This window comes from Streptomyces sp. VNUA24 (assembly GCF_029167005.1).
GTDB classification, from domain to species: domain Bacteria; phylum Actinomycetota; class Actinomycetes; order Streptomycetales; family Streptomycetaceae; genus Streptomyces; species Streptomyces scabiei.
Map to the genome: position 1 here is coordinate 2,463,660 of NZ_CP119143.1, position 25,257 is coordinate 2,488,916.

Annotated in this window: 22 protein-coding genes and 1 pseudogene; 9 read left to right on the top strand and 14 right to left on the bottom strand. The window is 72.4% G+C overall.

The window, feature by feature from the left end; translation table 11 throughout:
* Positions 1-33: 33 nt before the first annotated feature.
* On the bottom strand, positions 34-909 hold the full coding sequence (locus tag PYR72_RS10260; protein ID WP_275455027.1) for a polysaccharide deacetylase family protein: 876 nt from the start codon (positions 907-909) through the stop codon (positions 34-36).
* A gap of 146 nt (positions 910-1,055) precedes the next feature.
* Between PYR72_RS10260 and PYR72_RS10265 the strand changes: the two genes are divergently transcribed.
* Positions 1,056-1,517, top strand: a complete 462-nt coding sequence (locus PYR72_RS10265; RefSeq protein WP_275455028.1) for a universal stress protein — start codon at positions 1,056-1,058, stop codon at positions 1,515-1,517.
* Between the two features lie 49 nt (positions 1,518-1,566).
* On the opposite strand, the pseudogene PYR72_RS10270 reads toward PYR72_RS10265, so the two are convergent.
* A pseudogene (locus PYR72_RS10270) lies at positions 1,567-2,717 on the bottom strand (CapA family protein).
* Positions 2,718-2,935: 218 nt separating this feature from the next.
* Between PYR72_RS10270 and PYR72_RS10275 the strand changes: the two are divergent.
* The 3 genes from PYR72_RS10275 to PYR72_RS10285 all read left to right on the top strand — a co-directional run bounded on the left by PYR72_RS10275 (position 2,936) and on the right by PYR72_RS10285 (position 5,018).
* Entirely contained in the window at positions 2,936-3,481 is a 546-nt protein-coding gene (locus PYR72_RS10275) for a sigma-70 family RNA polymerase sigma factor (protein WP_059085071.1), read from the top strand.
* A gap of 155 nt (positions 3,482-3,636) precedes the next feature.
* Entirely contained in the window at positions 3,637-4,152 is a 516-nt protein-coding gene (locus tag PYR72_RS10280) for a hypothetical protein (RefSeq protein ID WP_012999061.1), read from the top strand.
* A 206-nt stretch (positions 4,153-4,358) separates the two neighbouring features.
* Complete coding sequence (locus PYR72_RS10285; protein WP_275455029.1) at positions 4,359-5,018, top strand: hypothetical protein; 660 nt, start codon at positions 4,359-4,361, stop codon at positions 5,016-5,018.
* 149 nt (positions 5,019-5,167) lie between these two features.
* Here the strand turns inward: PYR72_RS10285 and PYR72_RS10290 are convergent, their stop codons facing one another.
* Positions 5,168-6,037, bottom strand: a complete 870-nt coding sequence (locus tag PYR72_RS10290; RefSeq protein ID WP_275455030.1) for a DNA-formamidopyrimidine glycosylase family protein — start codon at positions 6,035-6,037, stop codon at positions 5,168-5,170.
* Between the two features lie 233 nt (positions 6,038-6,270).
* Positions 6,271-8,355, bottom strand: a complete 2,085-nt coding sequence (locus PYR72_RS10295; RefSeq protein ID WP_275455031.1) for a SpoIIE family protein phosphatase — start codon at positions 8,353-8,355, stop codon at positions 6,271-6,273.
* Positions 8,356-8,431: 76 nt separating this feature from the next.
* Between PYR72_RS10295 and PYR72_RS10300 the strand changes: the two genes are divergently transcribed.
* Positions 8,432-9,856 carry a lipase maturation factor family protein gene (locus tag PYR72_RS10300; protein ID WP_275455032.1) on the top strand — a complete coding sequence of 475 codons (1,425 nt, stop codon included), beginning with the start codon at positions 8,432-8,434 and terminating at the stop codon, positions 9,854-9,856.
* A 149-nt stretch (positions 9,857-10,005) separates the two neighbouring features.
* Complete coding sequence (locus PYR72_RS10305) at positions 10,006-11,346, top strand: amidase (protein ID WP_275455033.1); 1,341 nt, start codon at positions 10,006-10,008, stop codon at positions 11,344-11,346.
* A gap of 46 nt (positions 11,347-11,392) precedes the next feature.
* Here PYR72_RS10305 and PYR72_RS10310 read toward each other — a convergent pair whose 3' ends face one another.
* Positions 11,393-11,875, bottom strand: a complete 483-nt coding sequence (locus tag PYR72_RS10310) for a GNAT family N-acetyltransferase (protein ID WP_275455034.1) — start codon at positions 11,873-11,875, stop codon at positions 11,393-11,395.
* A 52-nt stretch (positions 11,876-11,927) separates the two neighbouring features.
* Positions 11,928-12,098 carry a hypothetical protein gene (locus tag PYR72_RS10315; protein WP_275455035.1) on the bottom strand — a complete coding sequence of 57 codons (171 nt, stop codon included), beginning with the start codon at positions 12,096-12,098 and terminating at the stop codon, positions 11,928-11,930.
* Positions 12,099-12,593: 495 nt separating this feature from the next.
* Here PYR72_RS10315 and PYR72_RS10320 point away from each other — a divergent pair, with 495 nt between their 5' ends.
* Positions 12,594-13,142 carry a hypothetical protein gene (locus tag PYR72_RS10320; protein WP_275455036.1) on the top strand — a complete coding sequence of 183 codons (549 nt, stop codon included), beginning with the start codon at positions 12,594-12,596 and terminating at the stop codon, positions 13,140-13,142.
* Here the strand turns inward: PYR72_RS10320 and PYR72_RS10325 are convergent.
* From PYR72_RS10325 to PYR72_RS10345, 5 genes are all read right to left on the bottom strand, one after another.
* Positions 13,121-14,623: an SDR family NAD(P)-dependent oxidoreductase gene (locus tag PYR72_RS10325; RefSeq protein WP_275455037.1), complete on the bottom strand. Its 1,503-nt coding sequence runs from the start codon at positions 14,621-14,623 to the stop codon at positions 13,121-13,123. The two genes, PYR72_RS10320 and PYR72_RS10325, sit on opposite strands and share 22 nt — an antisense overlap.
* Positions 14,624-14,812: 189 nt before the next feature.
* A complete protein-coding gene (locus PYR72_RS10330; protein WP_275455038.1) occupies positions 14,813-16,159 on the bottom strand; it encodes a wax ester/triacylglycerol synthase family O-acyltransferase in 1,347 nt (448 codons plus the stop codon).
* Between the two features lie 216 nt (positions 16,160-16,375).
* Positions 16,376-17,596 (bottom strand): glucose-1-phosphate adenylyltransferase, encoded by a 1,221-nt coding sequence (glgC, locus tag PYR72_RS10335; protein WP_275455039.1) that lies wholly within the window; start codon positions 17,594-17,596, stop codon positions 16,376-16,378.
* Positions 17,597-17,644: 48 nt separating this feature from the next.
* Positions 17,645-18,796 carry a glycogen synthase gene (glgA, locus tag PYR72_RS10340; protein WP_275455040.1) on the bottom strand — a complete coding sequence of 384 codons (1,152 nt, stop codon included), beginning with the start codon at positions 18,794-18,796 and terminating at the stop codon, positions 17,645-17,647.
* 95 nt (positions 18,797-18,891) lie between these two features.
* The gene (locus PYR72_RS10345) at positions 18,892-19,635 is read right to left on the bottom strand and encodes a (2Fe-2S)-binding protein (protein ID WP_275455041.1); all 744 of its coding nucleotides are present in this window, start codon (positions 19,633-19,635) and stop codon (positions 18,892-18,894) included.
* Between the two features lie 228 nt (positions 19,636-19,863).
* Here PYR72_RS10345 and PYR72_RS10350 point away from each other — a divergent pair, with 228 nt between their 5' ends.
* The gene (locus PYR72_RS10350; protein WP_275455042.1) at positions 19,864-21,015 is read left to right on the top strand and encodes a DMT family transporter; all 1,152 of its coding nucleotides are present in this window, start codon (positions 19,864-19,866) and stop codon (positions 21,013-21,015) included.
* Positions 21,016-21,068: 53 nt separating this feature from the next.
* Here PYR72_RS10350 and PYR72_RS10355 read toward each other — a convergent pair whose 3' ends face one another.
* Complete coding sequence (locus tag PYR72_RS10355) at positions 21,069-22,184, bottom strand: transglycosylase family protein (protein ID WP_275455043.1); 1,116 nt, start codon at positions 22,182-22,184, stop codon at positions 21,069-21,071.
* A 336-nt stretch (positions 22,185-22,520) separates the two neighbouring features.
* On the opposite strand from PYR72_RS10355, the gene gndA reads away from it, so the two are divergent.
* Entirely contained in the window at positions 22,521-23,960 is a 1,440-nt protein-coding gene (gndA, locus tag PYR72_RS10360; RefSeq protein WP_275455044.1) for an NADP-dependent phosphogluconate dehydrogenase, read from the top strand.
* Positions 23,961-24,373: 413 nt separating this feature from the next.
* Here the strand turns inward: gndA and PYR72_RS10365 are convergent, their stop codons facing one another.
* The gene (locus PYR72_RS10365) at positions 24,374-24,718 is read right to left on the bottom strand and encodes an N-acetyltransferase (RefSeq protein ID WP_037726967.1); all 345 of its coding nucleotides are present in this window, start codon (positions 24,716-24,718) and stop codon (positions 24,374-24,376) included.
* Between the two features lie 51 nt (positions 24,719-24,769).
* Positions 24,770-25,189: an aspartate 1-decarboxylase gene (gene panD / locus PYR72_RS10370; RefSeq protein ID WP_275455045.1), complete on the bottom strand. Its 420-nt coding sequence runs from the start codon at positions 25,187-25,189 to the stop codon at positions 24,770-24,772.
* Positions 25,190-25,257: the final 68 nt, after the last annotated feature.

Sequence of the window (25,257 nt, forward strand, 5' to 3'; positions counted from 1 at the left end):
CCGGCCGGGCGGGCGGGACCTCGAGGGAACGCGTCACACGTATTCACGCTGGGGCACGGTGATGCGATAGCCGGAATCCAGAAGTTCGGGCAGATAGGCGCGCAGGGCCCTCACACTCTGCGAGCGGTCCCCGCCCGCGTCGTGGGAGAGCACGACGACACCGGGACCGGCCCCGTCCTCCACGCGCCGGGCGATGGTCCGCGCGCCGGGCGTCCGCCAGTCCAGGGTGTCCACGGTCCAGGCCAGCGGCTCCATGCCGAGTTCCGCGCCGAACCGGAACGCGGCCCGGTTCCAGGCGCCGTACGGGGCGCGGAACCACAGCGGCGGTTCGCCGTACGCCTTCTCGATGATCTCGCTGGTGCGGCCCATCTCGGAACGGATCCTGGACCGGGAGAGGGTGGTGAGCAGGGGGTGGGACCAGGTGTGGTTGCCGACCACATGGCCGTCGTCGGCCATCTCCCGCAGCAGGTCCTTGTGCCGGACCGCCATCTCGCCGCACACGAAGAACATCGCCCGGACGTCGTGGTCGCGGAGGATGCGCAGGATGTCGGGGGTGTAGCGGGGGTCGGGTCCGTCGTCGAAAGTCAGCACCATGGCGCGCCCGCGCCCGTCGACCCGCAGGAACGGCTCGCGCCGGACGGCGGGCCGGACGAGGGTGCGACGCCGGGGCGGGGGGCCGTAGCCCGCGAGGGGCCGCAGACGGTAGGAGGAGGGCGTGAGCGCCGGGCGGCCCCCGGGGCCCGCCGCAGGGCCGGGAGCACCGGCCGGGGCCGCGTCGGCCGGGACCGCGCCACCGGTGCCTCCGTCGCCGACGAGCAGCGCGGCGGTGCCCGCCGTGGCGGTCGCGCCCAGCAGGGCGGCGGCGCCCGTCAACACGTGTCGACGCGTGAACATCTGATCCTTCGTCATGACTCATCAGTCGACCAAGGCGGGGACGCCGCACCACCACGACACCGGTGCGGCGGCAGGGAAACACCCGATGGGAGCAGTCGTCCGCGCCCTCGAAGCACGCCCGGCGCACGCCGGGGCCCGAGTGCTCGGATAGCCTCGCGACCGTGACCGATCAGCAAGCACACCGGTTCGAACGGGGTACCGACGGGCCCAAGGTCGTCCTCGTCGGGCTGGACGGCTCCGACACCTCCCTGCGGGCCGTGGCGTACGCCGCCGGCCTCGCGCGCCGCCAGCACGCGCTGCTCGCCATCGTGTACGTACAGCCCCCGCTGGCGGCCGGTGCGGCGCTCGGGGTGCCGGTCGCCGGGACGACCGAGGAGATCGCCGAGCACCTGGTCGCGGAGATCCGGGAGGCCGCCGAACAGGTCAAGGGCATCTTCGAGGTGCGCTGGGAGTTCCACACCTTCCGCGGCGACCCGTACAACGGCCTGGTGACGGCGGCGGAGCGGCTCAAGGCGGACGCGGTGGTGGTGGGCGCCTCCCAGCAGGCCGGCCACCGCATCGTCGGCTCGGTGGCGCTGCGCCTGGTGAAGGCGGGCCGCTGGCCGGTGACGGTGGTGCCGTAGGCACGGCGGAGCCCGACGGATCCACGGCGGCACCCCGGTCCTCGGGCGGCTACCGCCCCGTGACCAGTCCGTCCTGGGCCGCGCCCCGGCTGAGGACGATCTCCCGGATGCGGTCGCGCACGGCGGTGACGTCGGCCCCCGCTCCGGCCTCGATCACGGAGTCGAGGTCGACCACCCGGCCCCGGCTCACGTCGAACCACTGCGGCACGGCCTCCGCCCTCGTCACCGCCCAGCGGTCGCCCGCGTGGGCGGGCGGGGCGAAGGTGAAGCGGGCCAGGGTGCCCTGGTTGCCGCGCGGGTCGGCGGCACCGGAGTGGTTGCGCATCGCCCCCGCCACCTGGTCGCCCATCCCGTACACGACCCAGGTCCCGTTGACCTTCTCGTACGCCTGCGGCACGTGCGCGTGCGTGCCGAGGATCAGGTCGATGTCGGGCCGTCCGCCGGTGGCCGCCCGGGTGAGTTCCCGCCCCAGGTCCAACTGCTGTTCGTCGGGCGCGTCCTGCCACTCGGTCCCCCAGTGCAGCGACACCACCACGATGTCGGCGCCCGCCCGCCGGGCGGCCCGCGCGTCCGCCGGGATCCGCTCCCCGTCGATCAGGTTCACGGCCCAGGGCCGGTCCGCCGGCAGCGGGATGCCGTTCGTCCCGTACGTGTACGCCAGATGCGCCACCTGGGCGCCCCGGACGCGCATCAGGGTCGGCTGCCGGGCCTCCTCCTCGGTACGCGCCGAGCCCGCGTGGCGTACGCCCGCGCGATCGAGCGCGTCCAGCGTGCGCCGGATGCCGGGCGCGCCGTCGTCCAGGGTGTGGTTGGACGCCGTGGAGCACGCGTCGTACCCCGTGGCCGCGAGGGCCTCCGCCACCTCGGGCGGTGACTTGAACACCGGATAGCCGCTGTAGTCGCCGTCCGCCCGTAGACCGTCTCCATATGACAGATCGCCAGATCCGCCGCGGACACCACGTGCTTCACCCCCGCGAGCATGGGCACGAAGTCGTGGCCGTCGCCGCCCGCGTCCGCGTGCGCCTGCTCGATGACCGACATGTGGGGGAGGACGTCACCGGAGGCGACGAGGGTGAAGCCCCCGTCGTCGTCGGAGGCGGAGGGCCCGGGCCGGGGGCCGGGGCCCGGGTACTGACAGGCGGCGGTCGCGGCCAGGAGGAGGGCCACGGAGACGGCGACGGGACCCCTGTGTGCGGTCATGGACGAGCATCCCAACTTTGTCGTATTAAATGACTACTCAATACGCATCCACATACAGCGACACACACCCGTCAAGCAGGCACACCGGGACACCGGTACACCGGGACCCGTCCGGCGGCATACCGTTCGTCGCACCGTTCGCCGACAGGTTCGACCGCCCGCCGCACATCCGTGACCGGCCCCTGTCCTCGGGCCGCGCCCCGCGTTCCCATACGGCCATGACGGCCGGAACCACGATCACCGACGGGACGACCGCCGAACACGAGCTGGCCGAACTCCAGCGCGAACACGGCCGCCCCCTCTTCGCCCTGCTGCTGCGGCTCTCCGACGGGGACCGCCATCGCGCCGAGGACCTGGTACAGGAGACCTTCGTACGCGCCTGGCAGCACCCCGAGGCCCTGCGCGCCGACGACTTCGACTCCGTACGCCCCTGGCTGCTCACCGTCGGACGGCGGCTCGCCATCGACGCGCGCCGGGCCCGGCAGGCGCGCCCCGCCGAGGTGGGGGACGCGGTGCTGGAGAACGCGCGTGTGATGGCCGATCACGCCGAACGGTCGGTGGCGACCCTCGACGTACGGGAAGCTGTGAAGACACTCACTCCCGAGCACCGCGAAGTACTGGTGCAGGTGTACTTCCAGGGTGCGAGTGTGGCGGAAGCCGCCGAGGCCCTGGGAATCCCGCCCGGTACGGTGAAGTCCCGCGCGTACTACGCGCTGCGCGCCCTGCGCCGGGTGCTTCCCGGATACGCGGCCGACCTGCGGTGAAACCCATGGCCGAGTCAAACCTCCGTAAAGCGCCTTGCTGAGGACCCCGGTTGAGCAATCAGCTGTCTTCTATCCGTGTTCCGGATGGGGGCCCGCAGCCTGGTCTCCAGGCCCGGGTCGGGCGACGCGCACGCACCGGAGGAAGGCAGGAAGGGATGCTGCACAGAGGGCAGGAGAGCACGGACGGCGCCGGCGGAGGCGAACTGACCGTCCCCATGGCGTGGTTCTACGCCGAGTACATCGCGGAGGAACTGCTGCGGACGGGCGACCTGATGCCGCCGACGTCCTTCGAGTTCCGCGCGGGGCGCGACGCCCTGGCGCTGACCATCTTCCTCTCGGACGCGGGCCGTGAACTGTCCGGCATCCGGGTCGTCACCCAGCTGGAGATGTGGCTGTCGCTGACGGCGTACGACCAGCCGTGGCAGGACTGGGTGTGCGAACGCATGGCCGACTTCACCGCCGAGGCGCTGGAGGCGGGCGGCCCGTCGCCCGATCTGGAGCTGGCCGCCGCCGCGTGGCGCTGGCTGGAGGAGACGGAACTGCTCGCCCCCGATCTGGACGCCGTGCCGGGGGGCGGCGCGGTCCCGGGGGAGGACGACGGCCCAAAGGTCTGGACACCGGCCTGGCGGCTCGGTCTGCCGCTGGGGCACCTGGCGATCCACCTCTTCTAGCACCGGCACCGAGCGTTCATCCGGCGTCCGCCCGGATGTCGCCGCCTCGGTGAACCAAGTTTTTCGGTCCCGGACCAATCCGCGTGACGGAGGGCTCCGAATCTTTTGGTTGGCATTGGTCGTGTGGCTTGAGTGATTCGCCGGTCCGGTCCGTACCGGTGGGGGCAGGAAGCAACCCCCACCGCACACCGGCCCGAGGAATTGCCATGTGGTCCCAGGATCGTCATCACGACGTCGGCGCGTACGCGCTGGGCGTGCTGGACGAGGTGGATTCGTTCCACTTCGAGGACCATGTCCGCGGCTGCCCGCAGTGCGCGGTACAGGTCACCGAGTTCCGTCCGGCTGCCCGGCAGCTGATGCTCTACCGCAACGCGACACCGCGCGCCGTGCACCCCTTCGCGGCCCCCGGCCCCCGGATGCTCGGGCGGCTGCTCGACGAGGTGGCCGCCCGCCACCGGGCGAAGCGCAGGCGCTGGCTGTTCGCCCTCGCGGCGTCCGTGGTGATCGCCGTCGGCGGCCCCGCCGTGGCCGTTCTCGCAGGTCCGGGCGAGGCTCCGGACACCGTGGCCGCCACCGACGCCAAGACGGGCGTCTGGGCCGAGGTCAAGGCCGAGGAGCGGCTCTGGGGCAGCGACATCGAGCTGAAGGTCAAGGAGGCCGAGGGCGTCCACGCCTGTCGGCTCGTCGTGATCGGCAAGGACGGCTCCGAGGAGACCGCCGCCAACTGGAAGTCCCCCGAGGGTGCCGACAGGCCCTCCGAGATGGTGGGCGGAACCGCCATGCAGCGCGAGGACATCAGCCACTTCGAGGTGCGCAGCCAGGAGGGCGATCTCCTGGTCACCCTCAAGGCCCCCGCCTGGCGCTGAGGCGCCGAACCGGCCCGCCGAACCGTCTCCGTATCGCCACCGGAGCCCGCCGAATTGGTCCGGACCTTCAATGGTTGCGGATCATGGCGGAACCCGGCAGGGACCCGGTTCCGGGTGGCTCCGGGAGACATCCGGGCCGAGCCTTCGCCCTACTTGAGCAACCGTGACAGCCGGCGGTCGGCGAGCGGTTTGCCGCCCGTCTGACACGTCGGGCAGTACTGGAGCGACGAATCGCTGAAGGAGACCTCCCGGACGGTGTCACCGCACACCGGGCAGGGCTCCCCGGTCCGGCCGTGCACGCGCAGCCCGCTCTTCTTCTCCGCCTTCAGCCTCCCGGCCGCGAGCCCCCGGGAGCGCTCCACGGCCTCGGCCAGCGTGGTGCGCAGCGCCTCGTGGAGATGCCGGATCTCCTCCGGCTTCAGGGACGAGGTCAGCCTGAAGGGCGACATCCGCGCGGCGTGCAGGATCTCGTCGCTGTACGCGTTCCCGATCCCGGCGATCAGACTCTGGTCGCGCAGCGCGCCCTTGATCTGCCGCCGCTCCCCCGCGAGCAGCCCGGCGAACCGGGTCACGTCGAACTCGTCGGCCAGGGGGTCCGGGCCGAGCCGGGCGATGCCCGGGACCTGCGCCGGGTCCCGTACGACGTACACCGCCAGCCGCTTCTGCGTGCCGGCCTCGGTGAGGTCGAAGCCCTCGCCGGTCTCCAGGGCGACGCGCAGGGCCAGCGGGCTCCTGCCGCCCGGCCGCGGCGGGCCGTCCGGCAGCCGGTCCTTCCACTGCAGCCACCCGGCGCGCGCCAGATGGGTCACGAGGTGCAGCTCTCCCCCGTCCGCCTCGATGTCGAGGAACTTCCCGTGGCGCCGTACGTCCGTGATCTCCCGGCCCTCGAACGCGCTTACGGGAGGGTCGTACGTCTTCAGCACGCTGATCGCCACGGGCAGGACGCGCACGACCTCGTGCCCGACGAGGCTCCCCACCAGGAAGTCCCGGAGCGCTTCGACTTCGGGCAATTCAGGCATACGTCAAGGGTGCCATGGGGCGCTGCCGGGCGCTGGGGGGGATGCGTGGTCGGGTGGGGTGCGTTGTCGGGTGCGGGTGAGTGGGGCTTCTCGCGCAGTTCCCCGCGCCCCTGAAAAGCAGGGGCTGCGCCCCGTGCTTTTCAGGCCCGCAGGGCCTGGTGCTTTTAGGGGCGCGGGGAACTGCGCGACCAGCCCCCACGCACCCGCACCCGACAACGCACCCCACCCACCCCCTACGCGCCCACCAGCAGAAACTCGCACCACACGCACTTGCCCCCACCCCGCGCCTCCACCCCCCACACATCCGTCAGCCGGTCCACGAGCAGCAACCCCCGCCCCGAGACCCCCGCCTCCCCCGCCTCCCGCCGCCGCGGCAGCGCGCTGGAGGAGTCCTCGACCTCCACCCGCAGCCGCCGGTCCGACCCCGCCAGCGCCCGCAGCGTCACGATCGCGGACCCCTCCGTGTGCATGAGCGCATTGGTGATCAGCTCGTCGGCGACGAGTTCGATCTCGTCGGCCCGCTCCCCGGCCCCCCAGGTACGCACGGCCGCGCCGATCATGTGCCGGGCCTCCCTGAGCGCCTCCGGATCACCGGGCCCGACGTGCTGCTGGAGCCGCCCGCCGGGCTGCTCGGCGCTGCGGCTGCGGCGGCGCAGCAGGAGCAGGGCCACGTCGTCGTCGCCGCCACGCTCCTCCGCCACGTCGATGAGCCGGTCGGCGAGATCGTCGACGTCCTCGGGCCCGGTGGCGATCAGCGCCCGCAGGGTCCGCATGCCGTCGTCGAGGTCGGCGCCCGGCTCCTCGATGAGGCCGTCGGTGCACAGCAACAGCGTCTGGCCCGGGTCCAGCTCGACGGCGGTCACCGGATACTCCAGACCGCCGAACTCGGCGGACAGCCCGAGCGGCAGCCCTCCCTCCACCGTCACCCGGTGACAGCTGCCGTCGGTGTGCCGGACGAGGGGGTCGATGTGCCCGGCCCGGACCACCTGGACCACTCCGGTGGCCAGATCGGCCTCCGCGTACAGGCAGGTGGCGAAGCGGTCGGTGTCGAGTTCGTGGAGGAAGGCGGAGGCGCGGGCCATCACGGTGGCCGGCGTGTGGCCCTCGGTGGCGTAGGCCTTCAGGACGATGCGGAGCTGGCCCATGACGGCCGCCGCGTGCGTGTCGTGACCCTGGACGTCGCCGATGACCGCGCCGACCCGCCCGCCGGGCAGCGGGATCAGGTCGTACCAGTCGCCGCCGATGTCCCGGCCGAGGGAGCCCCCGAAGGACGCGGCCCGGTAGCGGACGGCGATGTCGGCGCCGGGGACGCTGGGGATGGACCGCGGCAGCATGGCCTGCTGCAGCCCCTCGGCGAGGTCCTTCTCCTGCTCGTAGAACATGGCCCGCTGCAGGCTCTGGGCGATGCTGCTGCCGAGCGCGATGAGGACGTCGCGTTCCTCGGAGCTGAAGCCGCGCCGGTCGTTGTAGAGCAGCCCCATCGCGCCGATGGGGCGGGCCTGCACGATCAGCGGCAGATAGGCGGCCGAGGTGATCTTGAGGTCGGTGATGTGCGGCCACAGCAGCGGGTAGGACTCGGCGAACTCCTCCGGCGACTCGATGAAGTGCGGGGCGAGCTGCCGTACGACCTCGTTCATCGGGTACTTCACGTCGAGGCGGGTCACGCGGGTGCCGGGCACATAGCTGTCCTCGGGGCCGGCGGCGACCATCCGGACGCGGCCGGCCTCCAGCAGGCCCATGACGAGGCTGGTCGCGCCGAGGTGGGTGAGGCCGTCGGTGTCCTCCAGGACGTCGATCACGTCCTGGACGGTCCGGGCGTGGGCCAGGGCGGCGGTGATGATCTGGACGACGTTGCCCTGTCGGCGGCGGACCTCGTCGTGCGCGGTCCGCTCGGTGCGGGAGCGGATCTCGCGCAGTTCCCGGGTGGCGTCGCGGACGATGCCGATGACCCGGTACGGGCGGCCCGTCTCGTCGCGGCGGATGTAGCCCTGGGTGTGGGTCCAGCGCATGGTGCCGTCGCGCAGCCGGAGACGGAAGTAGGCGCCGTAGTTCTCGCTGCCGTCCTTGAGCGCCTGCGAGACGAGGGTGTCGAGTCTGCGGCCCTCCATCGGGGGCACCCGCAGCGACAGGGTCTCGGGGTTGCCGTCGTACTCCTCCGGGCGCACGTCGAAGATCTCGTGGGCCGTGGCGTCCATGTGGAACGCACCGGCGTCGAGGTCCCAGTCGAAGGTGCCCATGAGGTTGAGCGCCAGGACCGGGTCCGGGTGGGAGAGCCAGTCGTCCGGGACGTCCGAATCACTCGCTCCCCGATCAACCATGGGGCCACTTTGACAGCATTTGCCCGAATATTCGAGTGGAGTGACCCTTGTCGGCACACTCACTATCGTCGGTGGCGTGGACTGGTTCGCCGCGCCCGACCTCTGGCTGAGCAGACTGCTCCTCCAGCGGTCGCTGGCCGCCCTCTATCTGGTCGCCTTCCTGGGGGCGGCCCTGCAGTTCCGCGCGCTGATCGGGGAGCGCGGCATGCTGCCGGTGCCCCGTTTCGTCGCGCGGGTGCCGTTCCGGCGGGCGCCGAGCGTGTTCCACCTCCACTACTCGGACCGTTTCTTCGCGGGGTGGGCCTGGACGGGCTGCGCGGTCTCGGCCGCGCTCGTCGCGGGGGTGGACGCGCTGCTGCCCCTCTGGGCGGGCATGGCGCTGTGGCTGGTGCCGTGGGCGATGTACCTGTCGATCGTGAACGTCGGGCAGACCTGGTACGGGTTCGGCTGGGAGTCGCTGCTCCTGGAGACCGGCTTCCTGGCCGTCTTCCTCGGCAACGACGAGGTGGCGCCGCCGGTCGTCGTGCTGTTCCTGTTGCGCTGGGTGCTGTTCCGGGTGGAGTTCGGCGCCGGGCTGATCAAGATGCGCGGCGACGCGTGCTGGCGGAAGCTGACGTGCCTCGACCACCATCACGAGACCCAGCCGATGCCCGGTCCGCTCAGCTGGTTCTTCCACCACCTCCCGAAGCCGCTGCACCGCGTCGAGGTGGCCGCCAACCACGTCACCCAGCTGGTGGTGCCGTTCCTGCTGTTCGCCCCGCAGCCCGTCGCCACGGGCGCCGCCTCGCTGATGATCCTGACCCAGCTCTGGCTCGTCCTGTCGGGAAACTTCGCCTGGCTGAACTGGCTCACGATCGTGCTGGCCCTGTCCGCGGTCGAGGCCGGCGGGGCGGCGCCGAGCACCCCCGGCACTCCCCTCTGGTACACGGTCGTCGTGCTCGCCGTCGCCGTGCTGGTGCTCGGGCTCAGCCACCGCCCCGTCCGCAACATGCTCTCCCGCCGCCAGGTCATGAACCGCTCCTTCGACCCCCTGCACCTGGTCAACACCTACGGGGCGTTCGGGAGCGTCAGCCGGGTGCGCCACGAGGTGGTGATCGAGGGGACCGCGGACGAGGTGCCGCGCGAGGACGCGGGCTGGCGGGAGTACGAGTTCCGGGGCAAGCCGGGGGATCCACGCCGCTGGCCGCGCCAGTTCGCCCCGTACCATCTGCGCCTCGACTGGCTGATGTGGTTCGCCGCGCTCTCCCCCGCGTACGCCGGCTCCTGGTTCGGCGCCCTGATGGAACGGCTCCTGGAGAACGACCGCGACACCCTGCGGCTGCTCGGCCGCTCCCCGTTCCCCGCCGACGCCCCGCCCCGCTTCGTCCGCGCCCGGCTCTTCCGCTACCGGTACACGACCTGGCGCGAACTGCGGGAGACCGGCGCCTGCTGGGAACGCACCTACGTACGGGAGTTCATGCCGCCGACCCGGCTGACCGGAACGCCGGCGCGCAGGCCGTAGCGGGATCACGGACGGACTTCTTCCCGGCGGACCCTCGACGCGGGGCCGCGCCGCAGGGCACAGTGCTCCCGTACTCGATCACTACTCACGGGTACGCCTTCGCGCACCGCGTACGACACCGACGCGCACGACACCGCCAGGGAGCGCCCGTGACCAGCTGGACCGGCCGGACCGCCGCCGAGATCGCCGCCGCCGTACGGGAGGGGCGGGTGACGCCGCGGGAGGTGGTGGCGGAGCACCTGGCGCGGATCGAGGCGCTGGACGGGCGGGTCGGGGCGTTCCGCACGGTCCGGGCACAGGCGGCCCTGGCCGAGGCGGACGAGGTGGCCGGCCGGGCCGACCTCGCCGGACTGCCGCTGGCGGGTGTGCCGGTGGCGGTCAAGGACAACCTCGCCGTACGGGGCGAGTCCACCCTGAACGGGTCCGCCGCGACCCCGCGAACGCCGGCCGGGGACGACCATGTGACCGTGGCCCGGCTGCGGGCGGCGGGGGCGGTGGTCGTGGGGCTGACGAACGTGCCCGAGCTGTGCGTGTTCGGCACCACGGACGGCGTGCACGGCATCGCGCGCAACCCCTGGGACACCTCGCGCACGACGGGCGGCTCCTCGGGCGGCAGCGCGGCCGCCGTCGCCGCCGGGCTGGTGCCGCTGGCCCTGGGCAACGACGGGATGGGGTCGCTGCGGATACCGGCGGCCCACTGCGGCCTGCTCGGGCTCAAGCCGGGCTTCGGTGTCGTCCCGGCGGACATCGGGCACGGCGACTGGTTCGGCATGTCGGAGAACGGGCCGCTGGCGACGACCGTCGAGGACACCCGGCTGATGTTCGGCGTCCTGGCGGGCACCGGCACCGCCCCGCCCACCGGCCCCGCACCGCGCATCGCCCTGTCCGTGCGCAGCCCTCTGGTCGGCGTGACCGTCACCCGCCCGTACGCCGACGCCGCGCGCCGGGCGGCCGGGCTGCTGACCGGGGCGGGTCTGACGGTCCGGCCGGCAGATCCGCCGTACCCCCTCTGGCTGGGCACGACCTCGCTGGCGCACTGGACGGCGGGCACGGCGGTGGACGCCGAGGGCCTGGACCCGAAGCTGCTCACCCGGCGCACGCGGGTGCACGCCGCCGTGGGGCGACGCTTCGTGAAGGGGGTGCGCACGGGCGACCACCGGGAGCGGCTGCGCCGGCGCCTGGAGCCGTTCTTCGCCGCCCACGACGTGCTCCTCACCCCGGCGCTCGCCCGGCGCGGGCCCGCCGCCGCGCCCTGGCACGAGCGGGGGTGGCTGCGCAATCTGCTGGTGAACACCGCCTGCTCGCCGCTGACGCCGCCGTGGAACCTCACGGGCTGGCCGGCGATGTCCGTGCCGTTCGGCACGCTGCCCTCGGGCGCGCCCTGCGCGGTGCAGCTGGTGGGCCGGCCGGGCTCGGAACCGCAACTCCTGGAGGTGGCGGGCCGGTTGGAGGAGCTGAACCCGTGGCGGCGGACGGCGCCGCTCGACTAGGGCCCTTCTGACGGATCTCCGCGGCGCCGCGTCGCAGCGCCCCGCGTCAGAGCGCTTTGTACATGATGTGCAGCCCCACCGGGCCGTCCTTCGGGTGCTCGAACGCGTCCGGGACGGTGCCGAGGACGGTGAAGCCGAGCGAGGTCCACAGCCGTACGGCGGGGTTGGTCTCCACGACGGCGTTGAACACCATGCCCCGGAAGCCCTGGGCCCTGGCCTCGGCGAGGACGTGCGAGGCGAGGGCGCGGCCGATGCCCCGGCCGCCGTGGGCGGGGTCGACCATGAAGCCCGCGTTGGCGACGCGGGCGGCGGGACCGCCGTAGTTGGGGGTGAGGAAGGCGGAGGCGATCAGTGCCCCGGTCTCGTCCTCGACGACGTAGACGCGCTTGGCGGGGGCCATCCACAGGGCGCGGGCGGCTTCCTCGGAGGTGTCCGGGTCCCAGGTGTAGGTGTCCCCGGCGGCGACGACGCGGTGCCAGAACGGCCAGATACCGGGCCAGTCGTCGGCGGTGGCTTCTCTGATCTGCATGGGCGCGAGTCTGGCACGCCCATGCGGATCGGCGATCACATGCTGCTGCCGGTCAGTCCACGCTGGGCAGGATGTGGGGCTCGGCGAGGTCGTCCTCGTAGCCCGCCAGCCGGATCGGGGCGGACCTGGCCCACACGTCCAGGCTGCCCAGGTCCTTCTTCGACCGGCCGCCCTCGGTGCGTTCCTTGGGGCGTTGATCGCCCTTCGTCTTCTCTGGTGTCACCGCGCACTCCTTATGTGTCGGTCACCCTCGGGACGTCGGCCCAGCCTGCCGCTGTGCGCCTGACGTCCGCTCGGGTCTGAGTCGATGTCAGTTCGGACGCGGTGGCGCCGGATCGTATGAGTGTGAGATCAGGCCGTGGTGACCGGCTTGTCCCGGGACGGACCGTGGGTGTGGGTGGGACCCAGATAAGGCTGTCCGTCCGGTACAGAGTAACCAAATGAGCGGGTGGCCGCTCTATGGGGCTGGAAACAAGAGGTAACTGTCTTGAGTCGTTCAGCGCCCAGCAGGCCCCACTCTAGGGCAATTTGACCCATTTGGTAGGTTTTCTCATCACCCGTTCGGCTCAGTTCCCGCTCCGCGCACCGGTCCGACGACCCGTCGGATCACCGGCCTCGGCGCGCAGTTCAGGTCCCGTTGGCCGAATGGCAAGCGGACCATGATCTGCTCCTGTGCCGCAACGGCATTTCTCGCGGGCGGACTCGGGAGGACCGGCGGATGGAACTGCGCGGCATCGACGAGCTGATGGATCTGCTGCACGGCCGCCGGGGCGGCGTCCCGGCGCCGCAGCGGCGCCGGGACGGAACATACCGTCCTGCGGGCACCCGCCCGGATCCGCACGCACACGCGCTGCGGACCGCGGCGCTGCTGCGCCGGGGCCGGCCCGCCGACAAGGAACTGCAGGTGGCCGGTCTGGTGCACACCCTGGGGCAACTGCTCCGACCGGGTGAGGACCCGGGCCACGCGGATCTGGCGGCCGACGCGGTCCGGCCGCTGCTCGGCGACCGCGTCGCCCGTCTCGTACGCCTGCACGCCCTCGGCCCCGATCACCTGGTACGACTGCACGCGGGCGGCTGGGTGGACGCCGGTCTCGTCGAGGACGTACTGACGCTACGCCAGGCGGGTGAGGCCGGCCGGTCGGCGGGGCTGGACGCCGGGCATCCGGAGGACTGGCGCACCGTGCTGGAACTGGTGGCCGACCGGGCGGACCGCGCCGAGCGGGCCCGCCGGGTCGGGGCGCCGGCTCACCACTTGCCGGGCGCGTAGTCCTTCAGGAAGACGCCGTACACGTCCTCGCCCCGCTCGCCGAGCACGACGGGGTCGTAGACGCGGGCCGCGCCGTCGACGAGGTCGAGCGGGGCGTGGAAGCCCTCGTCGGCGAGGCGCAGCTTGTCGAAGTGGGGGCGTTCGTCGGTGATCCAGCCGGTGTCGACCGAGGTCATCAGGATGCCGTCGGTCTGGAACATCTCCTGGGCGCTGGTGCGCGTCACCATGTTCATCGCGGCCTTGGCGGCGTTGGTGTTCGGGTGGCCCGCGCCCTTGTAGCCGCGGCCGAAGACACCCTCCATCGCGGAGACGTTCACGACGTACGCCCGTCCGCTGGCCGCCTTCTTCGCGGCCTCGGCCATGACCGGGCGGAGCTTGCTGATCAGGATGAAGGGCGCCGTGTAGTTGCACAGCTGGGTCTCCAGCAGCTCCACCGGGGAGATCTGCTCGATGGTCTGCACCCAGGTGTTGCTCTCGACCACGTCGGGGACGAGGCCGCCCGCGTCGATGGCGGTGCCGTCGAGGTGGCGGGCCACACTGGCGTTGCCGGCGACCAGGGCGAGGTCGGCGACCGCTTGCGCGTCGAGTCCGCTGACACCCGCCGGGAGTGCGGTCAGCCCGGTCAGGCCGTCCACCGCTCCGGAGTTGAAGGCGCCGATGACGTGGTGCGGCGGGAGTTCGCCGGCGGGCAGCGGGGCGCTCTCGCCCTCGACCAGGGCGGCGTAGGCGGAGGGCAGCCGGCGTACGGTCTGGGTCGCGTTGTTGATCAGGATGTCCAGGGGACCCGCCTCGGTCACCCGCTCGGCGAGGGCCACGGCCTGGGCCGGGTCGCGCAGGTCGATGCCGACGACCTCCAGACGGTGCATCCAGTCCGCCGCGTCGTCCATGGCGTTGAAGCGGCGGAGGGCGTCCTTGGGGAAACGCGTGGTGATCGTCGTGTGCGCGCCGTCGCGCAGCAGCCGCAGCGCGATGTACATGCCGATCTTGGCGCGGCCGCCGGTGAGCAGGGCGCGCTTGCCGGTGAGGTCGGCGCGGGCGTCCCGCTTGCCGCGGTTCAGCCGGGCGCAGTCGGCGCAGAGCTGGTGGTAGAAGTAGTCGACCTCGACGTACCGGGTCTTGCAGGTGTAGCAGGAGCGGGGGCGCTGGAGTATCCCCGCGATCTTCCCCTCCTCCGTCACGGACGACGGCAGGATGCCCTCGGTCTCGTCGTCGATGCGCTGGGCGGAGCCGGTGGCGGTGGACTCCGTGACCGCCTTGTCGTGGGCGGTCTTGGCGGCGCGGCGTTCCTGGCGGCGGCGCTGCTTGACCGTGCGGTAGACACCGGCGGTCGCCCGGCGCACGGCGATGGCGTCCGGGTGGTCGACCTCCAGCTTGTCCAGCTCCTCCAGCACGCCGAGGCACACGGCGAGCCGGTCCGGGTCGATGCCCGGGCCGTACACGACCTCGTCCATGGCCGCCGGGCCGTCCTCTGTCACCGTCATCGCGCTGCCGTTTCCCTGATCACGTGCGGCCCGCCGGGACGCGTCCGCTGTCGAACGGGGAATTGTACGGAGGGGAGGCTGTAGGGGCCAAACTTCGGGTGCGGGCCGGTGGGGGCTGGTCGCGCAGTTCCCCACGCCCCTGTAAAGCAGGGGCTACGCCCCATGCTTTACAGGGGCGCGGGGCCTGGGTCACACCTCACACGCCGCCAACAGCTCACGCACCTCCCGGGTGACCGCCCGGGACAGCCGCTCCAGGTCCGGGACGGCCTCCGCGTCGGCGACCAGGCCGTAGTGGACGCTCCCCCGGTACGTCGAGACGGCCACCGCCAGGGACTGGCCGTGGGCGAGCGGGGCCAGGGGGTAGATCTCGGCCAGCGGGCAGCCGCCGAGGCGGAGCCCGAGGCTGGGCAGCGGCACGCTGGTGACGAGGATGTCGAACCAGAGGCGGGCGGCCTGGCTGACCAGCGGGCCGCCGAGCCGGTGGCCGAGCGGCAGCACGTGGTCCGCGAGGAGGGCGACCGCGCCGGCGCCCCGGTTGGGCCCGGCGTCCTTGTTGCGGTCCATCGCCGCGCGCACCGTCCGCAGCCGGCCGAGTGGGTCCGGGTCGTCCACGGGCAGTTTCATCAGATAGCCGGAGAGCCGGTTGCCCTGCGGATGCGCGGTGCGGGGGCGCCGCCGGGAGACGGGGATCAGGGCCCGGGGGGCGACCCCCTCGCTGCCGTCCCCGCGCTCGTCCAGCCACCGGCGCAGCGCCCCCGCGACCACGGCGATGAGGACGTCGTTGACGGTGCCGCCGACGGTCTTGCGGATGCGGTGCACGTCGTCGAGGTCCACCAGCACCCCGGCGGTGCGGCGGGTGCCGCTGGCCCCGGAGGTCAGCGCGGCGGAGGAGCGGGCGGCGAGGGTCGCGTCGAGCGTGGTGCGGGCCACGGAGGCGCCGATGTCGAGGGCGCGTCCGAGGTCGGAGAAGGTGCCCCGGACCAGGTCGGGCAGTTTGCGCACCTCGTCGAGGAGGCGGCGCGGCGGCTCGGCGGGGCGCGGCCGGGGCGCGGGCATCTCGACGGGGTCCATGACGGCGGCGGCGAGCGTCAGTGCCCGCAGTCCGTCGGCCAGGGCGTGGTGGAACTTGAACAGCACGGCGAAGGAGGCACCGTCCGCCGCGGGCAGCACACGGGCCTCCCAGGGCGGCCGGCCGCGCTCCAGCGGACGCTCCATCAGCCGCCCGGCCACCTCGTGGAAGTCGGGGGTGGGCGCGTGCAGCCGTACGTGGTCGAAGGGCTCGAAGTCGGCGACCGGTTCCCGGGTCGCGCCGCCGAACGCCAGCGGCAGCCGGACGTCCGGGACCCAGACGTCCCGGATCCGCATCCGCAGTCCCGGCACGGCGGCGGCCCGCGTGGCGAGCAGTTCGGCGGCGTGGGCGCCCGCGGTGGGCGAGTCGGCCGTGAAGACGCCGAGGGCGGCCAGGTGCATGGGGTGTTCGGCGGACTCGATGTTCCAGAACGCCAGGTCGAGGGGGGCGAGCAGGTCGGAAGTCAATGGCTTGCCTCGCGTCGACGACGGGTGAGTCAGCAGTCAATCGCTGTTGGCCGATTACGGTCAAGTACGATCAAGCTACGCACAGTTAACAACAGATTACGTCTCACCTCCTGGTGAAGGTGGGACGCATGGGACATCTGTGTGCACCGAGGTCACCCTGACGGACCATCCGGCGGTCCGGTCGTACGGTGGACCGCCCGCCGGACCGCCCGGCGGCTAGGGAACCTGCTGCCCCTTCCCCAGAGCGATCACTCCGCCCTGGGAGACCGTGTACAGCTCGGCGTCCCGTTCGGGATTGACGCCGATGGTCGCCCCCGGCGGCACCTGGACATTCTTGTCGAGCACGGCGCCCCGGACCACCGCGCCCCGCCCGATGTGCACGTTGTCGTGCAGGACCGAGCCCTGGACGACCGCGCCCGGGTCCACCACGACCCCCGGGGAGAGGACGGATCTGGTGACCTGGCCGCGGATCAGGCAGCCCGCGCTGATGATCGACTCACTGGCCATGCCGCCCGCGTTGAAGCGGGCCGGGGAGAGCTGGCCGGAGCTGGTGTAGATGGGCCAGCTGCGGTTGAAGAGATTGAAGGCGGGACGCTCGGCGATCAGGTCCATATGGGCGTCGTAGTAGGCGTCGAGCGTGCCGACGTCCCGCCAGTAGCCCTGGTCGCGGGTGGTCTCGCCGGGCACGTGGTTGGCGCTGAAGTCGTAGAGCTGCGCCTCGCCGCGGTCGGTGAGCTGGGGCAGGATCGACCCGCCCATGTCGTGGACGGAGTCCTCGTCCTCGGCGTCCCGCTGGAGCGCCTCCACCAGGGCCTTGGTGGTGAAGATGTAGTTGCCCATCGAGGCGAACACGCACTCGGGGTCGTCGGCCAGGCCGGGCGGGTCCGTCGGCTTCTCCAGGAAGCGTTCCACCGATCGGCCGTCGGAGCCGGGCGTGATCACACCGAAGGACGACGACTCCGTGCGCGGCACCCGGATACCGGCCACCGTCACCCCGGCGCCGCCCTCGATGTGCTGCGCCAGCATCTGGCGCGGGTCCATGCGGTAGACGTGGTCGGCGCCGAACACGGCCACGTACTCGGGCTGCTCGTCGTGGACCAGGTTCAGGGACTGCAGCAGCGCGTCCGCGCTGCCGAGGTACCAGCGCGGGCCCAGCCGCTGCTGCGCCGGGACCGGGGTGACGTAGTTGCCGAGCAGGCTCGACATCCGCCACGTCGTGGTGATGTGTCGGTCCAGCGAGTGCGACTTGTACTGCGTGAGCACGCAGATGCGCAGGATGTCCGCGTTGACGAGATTGGACAGGACGAAATCCACCAGGCGGTACGTCCCGCCGAAAGTCACCGCCGGTTTCGCCCGGTCGGCGGTCAGGGGCATCAGCCTCTTGCCCTCTCCGCCCGCCAGTACGATCCCCAGCACCGAAGGTCCACCGCGCCGCATCCCGCCGCCCCTCTACACCCACCGTTTGTGCCGAACCCTGTTCCCTGACTACCCCAGTTTGAGGACTTCCTCGTAAAGCCGGGCAGTCCGCCGCGCCACCGCCTGCCAGCCGAACTCCCGAACCGCGCGTTCCCGCCCGGCCTCGCCCATCCGGGCGGCCGTCGCGGGATCGGCGAGCAGCGAGTCCAGTGCGCGGGCCAGCCGGCCCTCGAAACCCTCCTCGGTCTCCACGAGCAGGCCCGTGACCCCGTCCTCCACGACCTCCGGGATACCGCCGACCCGGGAGGCCACCACGGCGGTGCCGCAGGCCATGGCCTCCAGGTTGACGATGCCGAGCGGCTCGTAGACCGACGGGCAGACGAAGACGGCGGCATGCGTCAGGAGCTGGATCACATCGGGGCGCGGCAGCATCTGCGGGATCCAGAACAGCCCCTCGCGGACCCGGCCGAGCTCCGCGAACAGCTCGCGGAACTCCTGGTCTATCTCGGGGGTGTCGGGGGCGCCCGCGCAGAGCACGACCTGCGCGGCCGGATCGATGTCCCGCACGGCGCGCAGCAGGTGGGGCACGCCCTTCTGGCGGGTGATCCGGCCGACGAACAGGACGTACGGACGGCCGGGGTCGACACCGATCCGTTCCAGGACGTCCGTGCCGTGGTCCGGGGTGTAGAGGGAGGTGTCGATGCCGTTGTGCACCACGTGCAGCCTCGCCGGGTCCAGGGCGGGGTAGCAGCCGAGGATGTCGTCGCGCATGGCGCCGGAGACGGCTATCACGGCGTCGGCGGACTCCACGGCGGTGCGCTCGGCCCAGCTGGACAGGGCGTAGCCGCCGCCCAGCTGCTCGGCCTTCCAGGGGCGCAGCGGCTCCAGCGAGTGGGCGGTCATCACGTGCGGGATGCCGTGCAGCAGCTTGCCGAAGTGGCCGGCGAGGTTCGCGTACCAGGTGTGCGAGTGGACCAGCTCACGGTCTTCGAGTCCGGCGGCGATGGAGAGGTCCACGGAGAAGGTGCGCAGCGCGTCGTTGGCCCCGTCGAGCGCGGACCAGGGCCGGTGGCGTACGACACCGCCGCCCGCGCCCTCGCCCCAGCAGTGCACGTCCAGGTCGACGAGGGACCTCAACTCGTGGGCGAGGAACTCGACATGGACACCCGCGCCACCGTAGACGTCGGGCGGATACTCCCGGGTCAGCAGGCCGACTCGCACCCGGAACCCCCTGTCTCAGCGGCTGGTTCCCACATGGTCACCCAGATGGGTCGGTTGGGGAAGACCACGATTTCCGCGCGGCCGTGCTCGCGCGGTCAGGCGGGACGGGGGCCGCCCGGGGAGCGCGGGCCGGGCGGCCGGTCGAAGCAGCAGTCGCCGCACAGGCCGCCACCGGGCAGCCGGTAGTAGAGACAGCAGCTGCGGCGGCGGGACGTCACCGGGTCGAGGGTGCCCGCCAGGGTGGGGTGCGCGAACAGTCCGGCGGCGAGCGCGCGGGCCCGATCCGCCGCCTCCGTACGCCCGTTGGCGGCCGCCCAGCCGTCGATCCGGCGCACGGCCCCCATGAGCGCGGAGGCCGCGTTTCCCCACAACAGCCTCTCGGAGATGGGGAGTTGAGCCCGCAGGGCGGCCGCCAGCGGCAGCAGGTGGCCGTCCCGTACGACCGCGCCGATCCGCTCGGCGGGCAGGCCGCGCACCTCGGTCAGCCACAGCTCGTCCGGGGCGCTCGCGTCCGCGTCCCAGCGCAGCAGGCGCGGGTCCAGATCGGGGACACGGCCGTACACGGCGGCCGCGCCGAGGGCCACCGACCACAGCCGGGCGGCGAAGCCGAGGTGGGCGATCGAGGCGGCCACGCGCGGTTCGGGGGCCCGCACACTTCGCGCGACTTTTCGGACACGGAAAATTACCGGATTCTCGTAAACCTCCCTTTTCACATCGGCATCCCGTGCCTCGTAGGCCCGGGCGAGCGTCGGCAGGGACGCGCGGGGCGGTTCGCCCGTGCGTAGTACGAAGAAGCCGCCGAGGGCCGAGAGCGCGGTGAGCGAGCGGTCGTGATCCACGAGGACGAGTAGTACCAGCCCCCGCCTCCCCGTCCACCTGCGGGCTTGCACTCCGTGTCGCCCCTCCTGGGGATGACACCGGGCCGGTCGTACTCCATCGGCAGTAGGACGCATTGAGTGCTCAGGTACGACGACGCGGACGGATTCGCGAGGCATCGTGGTCACCATGAAAGCCGAGCGTTCACCGCGCCGGGCCCGGAGCCCCCGCGCCGCGTCGAGGAGCACCTCATGAATGCCCTCGCGTTGTCCGTGCTGCTGTCGTTCGTCTCCGCCGTGGCGTACGCGGGAGGGGCGATCGTCCAGGAGCGGGTCGCGGTCTCCTCCCCCGGCCGGTCCTACGCACCGCTGCGCCGGCCGGTCTGGTGGGCCGCCGTCGCACTGAACGGCCTCGGCGGGCTGCTGCACGTGGTGGCGCTGGCCTACGGCCCGCTGAGCCTGGTGCAGCCGCTGGGCGCGCTGACCATCGTCTTCGCCCTGCCCATGGCGGCGCTGTTCGTGGGCCGCAGGGCGGGGGCCACGGCCTGGCGGGGCGCGATCATGGCGACGGTGGGTCTCGCGGGCCTGCTCTCCCTGGTGGGCTCGGCGGACGCGCGGTCGCTCGACACGGTCCAGCGGGTGCTGGTGGCCGTGGCCAGCGGTGGCGCGGTGGCGGCGCTGACGGTGGCGGGCCGTGCCGCGCACCGGCACCCGGCGGTGCGCAGCATCCTGCTGGCGGTCGCCTCCGGTGTCGCGTTCGGCATGTCCTCGGTCTTCACCAAGACGGTCGCCGTCGACTGGACGGACGGCGTCGCGCTCGCGGACCTGCCGACCCTCGCGGTCATAGGCGCCTTCGCGACGGCCGGTCTGCTGCTCTCCCAGGCCGCCTACCGGGGCGGAGGTCTCGCGGCCCCGCTGGCCACGCTCACCGTGGTGAACCCGGTGGTCGCGGCCGCGGTCGGCATCACGATGTTCGGCGAGACGTTCCGCTACGGCACGACCGGCACCCTGCTCGCGCTGGGCTGCGGTGTGGTGGCGGCGGGCGGTCTGATCCTGCTGACCACCGAGCGCCTGGCCGCCGAGACCGGGGCGGAGCGCAGGGACGAGGAGGTCGCGGTCACGACCGAGGAGGTCGCGGTCCCGGCCGCGGGCCCGGGGGCCGGCCAGGACTCCCCGGCCCTGGAGGAGCTGCTCGCCGGCCTTGGGGAGCGGACCGCGGAGGTTCCGGACGCGGGCTGTGCGATCGGCCTGGACGAGCGGGTGGTCGTCCCGGCCCCGTTCCTCGGGAAGGGCGCGCCCGTCGAGGAGGACGTCCCGGCCGGTCTGCTGCTCCAGCCGTTCCACGGCGAGCTGTACGTGCCCCGGGCACTCCTCGACCGGCATCGCGACCGCGTGAAATCCTGAGCGGGAGGCCCGGACCGGGCCTCCCGCCCCACGTCGTCACGCCGTGCGGCGCGTCAGATCCGGACTCCGCCGGCCCGGAGATAGGCGATCGGATCGATGTCGCTGCCGAAGCCGGGCCCCGTCCGCACCTCGAAGTGCAGATGCGGGCCCGAGCTGTTGCCGGTGGAGCCGGAGCGCCCGATGCGCTGGCCCGCGCTCACTCCCTGTCCGGCCTTGACGGAGATCGCCGACAGATGGGCGTACTGCGTGTAGCGGCCGTCGGCGTGCCGGATCACCACCTCGTAGCCGAAGGACCCGCCCCAGCCCGCGGAGACGACCTGCCCCGCGGCCACGGACTTGACGGAGCTGCCCGTCGACACCGGGAAGTCGACACCCGTGTGGTACCCCTTCGACCAGGAGGAACCCGAGGCGCGGTAGGGCGTGCCGAGGGAGGCGCTGACCGGCGCGACGAGGGAGGCGGACTGCTGCCGCTTCTCGGACGTCTGCTGCTTGCCGCCCTTGTGCTCCTTGTGGACCGGCTTCTTCTCCTGCCTGTTCTCCTGCCTCTTCTCCGGCTTGCGTTCCTTCTTCGACTCCTCCTTCCGGCCCGCGGAGTGCAGACTCAGCCGCTGGCCGGGGATGATCACGTCGGGGTCGGAGCCGATGGTCCTGCGGTTGTTCTCGTAGAGCCTGCGCCAGCCGCCGCGCACGTCCTCGGCGTCGGCGATCCCGGAGAGGGTGTCACCGCGCACGACCGTGTACATCTCGACCTTGCCCGCCTGCGACTGGGGCGTGGTCTGGGGTTTCACGTCGCCGATCGTGAGGCCCGCGCGGCCCGAGCACACCGGCCAGGCGTCGGGGCCCTGCCCGTCGAGGACCTTCTCGGCGATCGCGATCTGCTGTTCCTTGGTGGCGAGGTCCGCGCGGGCGGCGTAGGCCGTGCCCCCGAAGGCCTCCCAGGTGGACTGGCTGAACTGGAGTCCGCCGTAGTACCCGTTCCCGCTGTTGATGTTCCAGTCGTTGGTGGACTCGCAGGCCGCTACCTTGTCCCAGGTCTCGACATCGGCCGCCTCCGCGGCCCCGGTGCCGATCAGCGGGAGCGCCATCCCGGCGCCGCCCGCCGTGACGGTGAGTGAGGCGCGGTTGATCCTGTTCGGCTGGTACCGGCGGTGCCGGCCGCTTGCGGCCATGGAGAAGCCCCCCTCGCATATGCCATGAGCCGCAAAAGTAAGGGCCCTGAACCGGCCACGACAAGACGAAAATTCAGCCGCTCTGGTCCCGCGCGTGGCGGGTATGCGACCTGCTCCGGCGCGTAAGTGCTCGCGTCCGGCGCGCGAGTGAGCAGGAGCGGCGCACAAACGACCCGGTTGCGCTCCCCATTGAGGCAGGCAGGGCCCTTCCTGCGTACTCAATCCCGGCAGACCACGCAGCGCGGACGGGGCCGGTGCACGTCAGGATGGCCGGAAGGACAATACTGGCGGGCAGGAACGGCACCACCGATATCAGGATCCATAGGAGCCAACCGTATGAGCACTTCAGCCCAGATCGGCGTCACCGGCCTCGCGGTCATGGGGAGCAACCTCGCCCGTAACTTCGCCCGCAACGGCTACACGGTCGCCGTCCACAACCGCTCCGCGGCGAAGACCCACGCGCTGATCGAGGAGCACGGGCACGAGGGCGACTTCATCGCGGCCGAGACCGCCAAGGACTTCGTCCAGGCGCTGGAGCGCCCGCGGCGTCTGGTCGTCATGGTGAAGGCGGGCGGGCCGACGGACGCGGTGATCGAGGAGTTCGCGCCGCTCCTGGAGCCCGGCGACATGATCATCGACGGTGGCAACGCGCACTTCGCCGACACCCGCCGCCGTGAGGCCGCGCTGCGCGAGCAGGGCATCCACTTCGTCGGCGCGGGCATCTCCGGCGGCGAGGAGGGCGCGCTCAACGGCCCGAGCATCATGCCGGGCGGCCCGGTGGAGTCCTACGACTCCCTCGGCCCGATGCTGGAGAAGATCTCCGCGAAGGCCGCCGACGGCGCGCCGTGCGTCACGCACGTCGGGCCCGACGGCGCCGGGCACTTCGTGAAGATGGTCCACAACGGCATCGAGTACGCCGACATGCAGCTCATCGGCGAGGCGTACCAGCTGCTGCGCGATGTGGCCGGATACAGCCCCGCGCAGATCGCGGAGATCTTCCGCACCTGGAACACCGGCCGTCTCGACTCGTACCTGATCGAGATCACGGCCGAGGTGCTGGCGCACGTGGACGCGGACACCGGCAAGCCGTTCGTGGACGTGGTCGTCGACCAGGCGGAGCAGAAGGGCACCGGCCGCTGGACCGTCCAGATCGCGCTGGACCTCGGCGTCCCGGTCTCCGGCATCGCCGAGGCGGTCTTCGCCCGCTCCCTGTCGGGGCACGCCGCGCTGCGCGACGCCTCCCGCTCGCTGGCCGGCCCCAAGGCCACGCCGCTCAGCGCGGCCGAGGCGGGCGCGTTCGCCGACCGCGTCGAGCAGGCACTGTACGCCTCCAAGATCGTGTCGTACACCCAGGGCTTCCACGAGATCGACGCGGCGCGCGACGAGTACGACTGGAACATCGACCTCGGCAAGGTGGCGTCGATCTGGCGGGGCGGCTGCATCATCCGCGCGGCCTTCCTCGACCGTATCCGGGCCGCGTACGACGCCCGCCCCGACCTGCCGAGCCTGCTCTCCGACGACGCGTTCGCCCAGGAGATCGCGGCGGCGCAGGACGACTGGCGCGAGGTGCTGGTGGCGGCCACGCGTCAGGGTGTGCCGACGCCCGGGTTCGCGGCGGCGCTGGCGTACTACGACGCGCTGCGTGCCGAGCGGCTGCCCGCCGCGCTCACCCAGGGCCAGCGGGACTTCTTCGGCGCGCACACCTACCGGCGGGTGGACCGGGAGGGGTCGTTCCACACGCTGTGGGGGCAGGGCCGGTCCGAGGTCGAGGCCTAGAACGCCCACAGGGGCGCGGCCGGCCGCGCCCCTGATCATGCCGATGCGGCCCGGTGTGGAGCTCCTCCACGCCGGGCCGCGTCGCGTGCTCGTCCGCTCTCAGGACAGCGGTCCCGGCCCGGGCTCCCCCGGCACCGGCTCCGGGCCCGGGGGCTGCGGAATCGGGTCCGGGGTGGGGACGGGACGGGGGTCCGGGGTGGGGACGGGGTCGGGGAACGGGGGCTGCGGAAGGGGTTCCGGGCGGTCGGGGCCCGGGACGGGGTCCGGGTGCACGGGGTCCCGGTCGGGGTACGTCATCGCGTCCTCCAGCCATGGGGTACGTCGGTCCTAGGACCACTGCCACGGGTACCCGGCGCCCGCACGGGCAGTCACCCGGCCGGCCGAGCCGTCGTGACCGCTCCCGCCGCCCGCCCTCAGAAGCCCTCGGGGTGGGCGATCAGCCAGTCCTTCGCGGCCCGCAGCAGCTCCGGATCGGCGGCGGGGGCCTCCTCGGGGTGGCGTTCGGCCCACTTGACGACATACGGGCACAGCGGTGCGACGACGACGCCCTCGCGGGCCGCGATGCCGTACAGCTCCCGGGCCAGCGAGCCCGCGACGCCCTTCCCCTCGTGCGCGGGCTCGACGATCGTGTGCACCGGGACGAGCGCGCGGCGCGGGGCTTCGAGGACGAAGTACTGGATGTGACCGGCCAGTTCGTCACCGGCGAAGGCTTCGAGGCGGCCGGCCGCCCGGTCGTCACGGATCTCTGCGTCGCTCATGGCACTCCTCGCGTACGGATGATCAGGGACGCCGGGCGGCCGTCGCACGGCTCAGACGGTGACGGCCTGCGGATTGCGCCGCTGGTCCGAACCCGGCACCGGCTCGGCGGCGTCCGAGCCCAGGGCCACGATCCGGTTGCCGCGGTCGACGTGCACGACCCTGGGCTCCAGGGCGCGGGCCTCGGCGTCGGAGACCTGAGCGTAACTGATGATGATCACCAGGTCCCCGGGATGGACGAGATGGGCCGCGGCCCCGTTGATCCCGACCACCCCCGACCCGCGCTCGCCCTCGATGACGTACGTCTCCAGACGGGCCCCGTTGGTGACGTCGACGATGTGGACCAGTTCGCCGGGCAGCAGGTCGGCGGCGTCGAGCAGGTCGGCGTCGATGGTCACGGACCCGACGTAGTGCAGGTCGGCCTGGGTGACGGTGGCTCGGTGGATCTTGGATTTCATCAAAGTTCGCAGCACTTTGGACTCCTAGAAGACGGCTCCCCGCCTGCTTCCTGCAGGTCAGGGGCGTCGTTCACTGTACATCG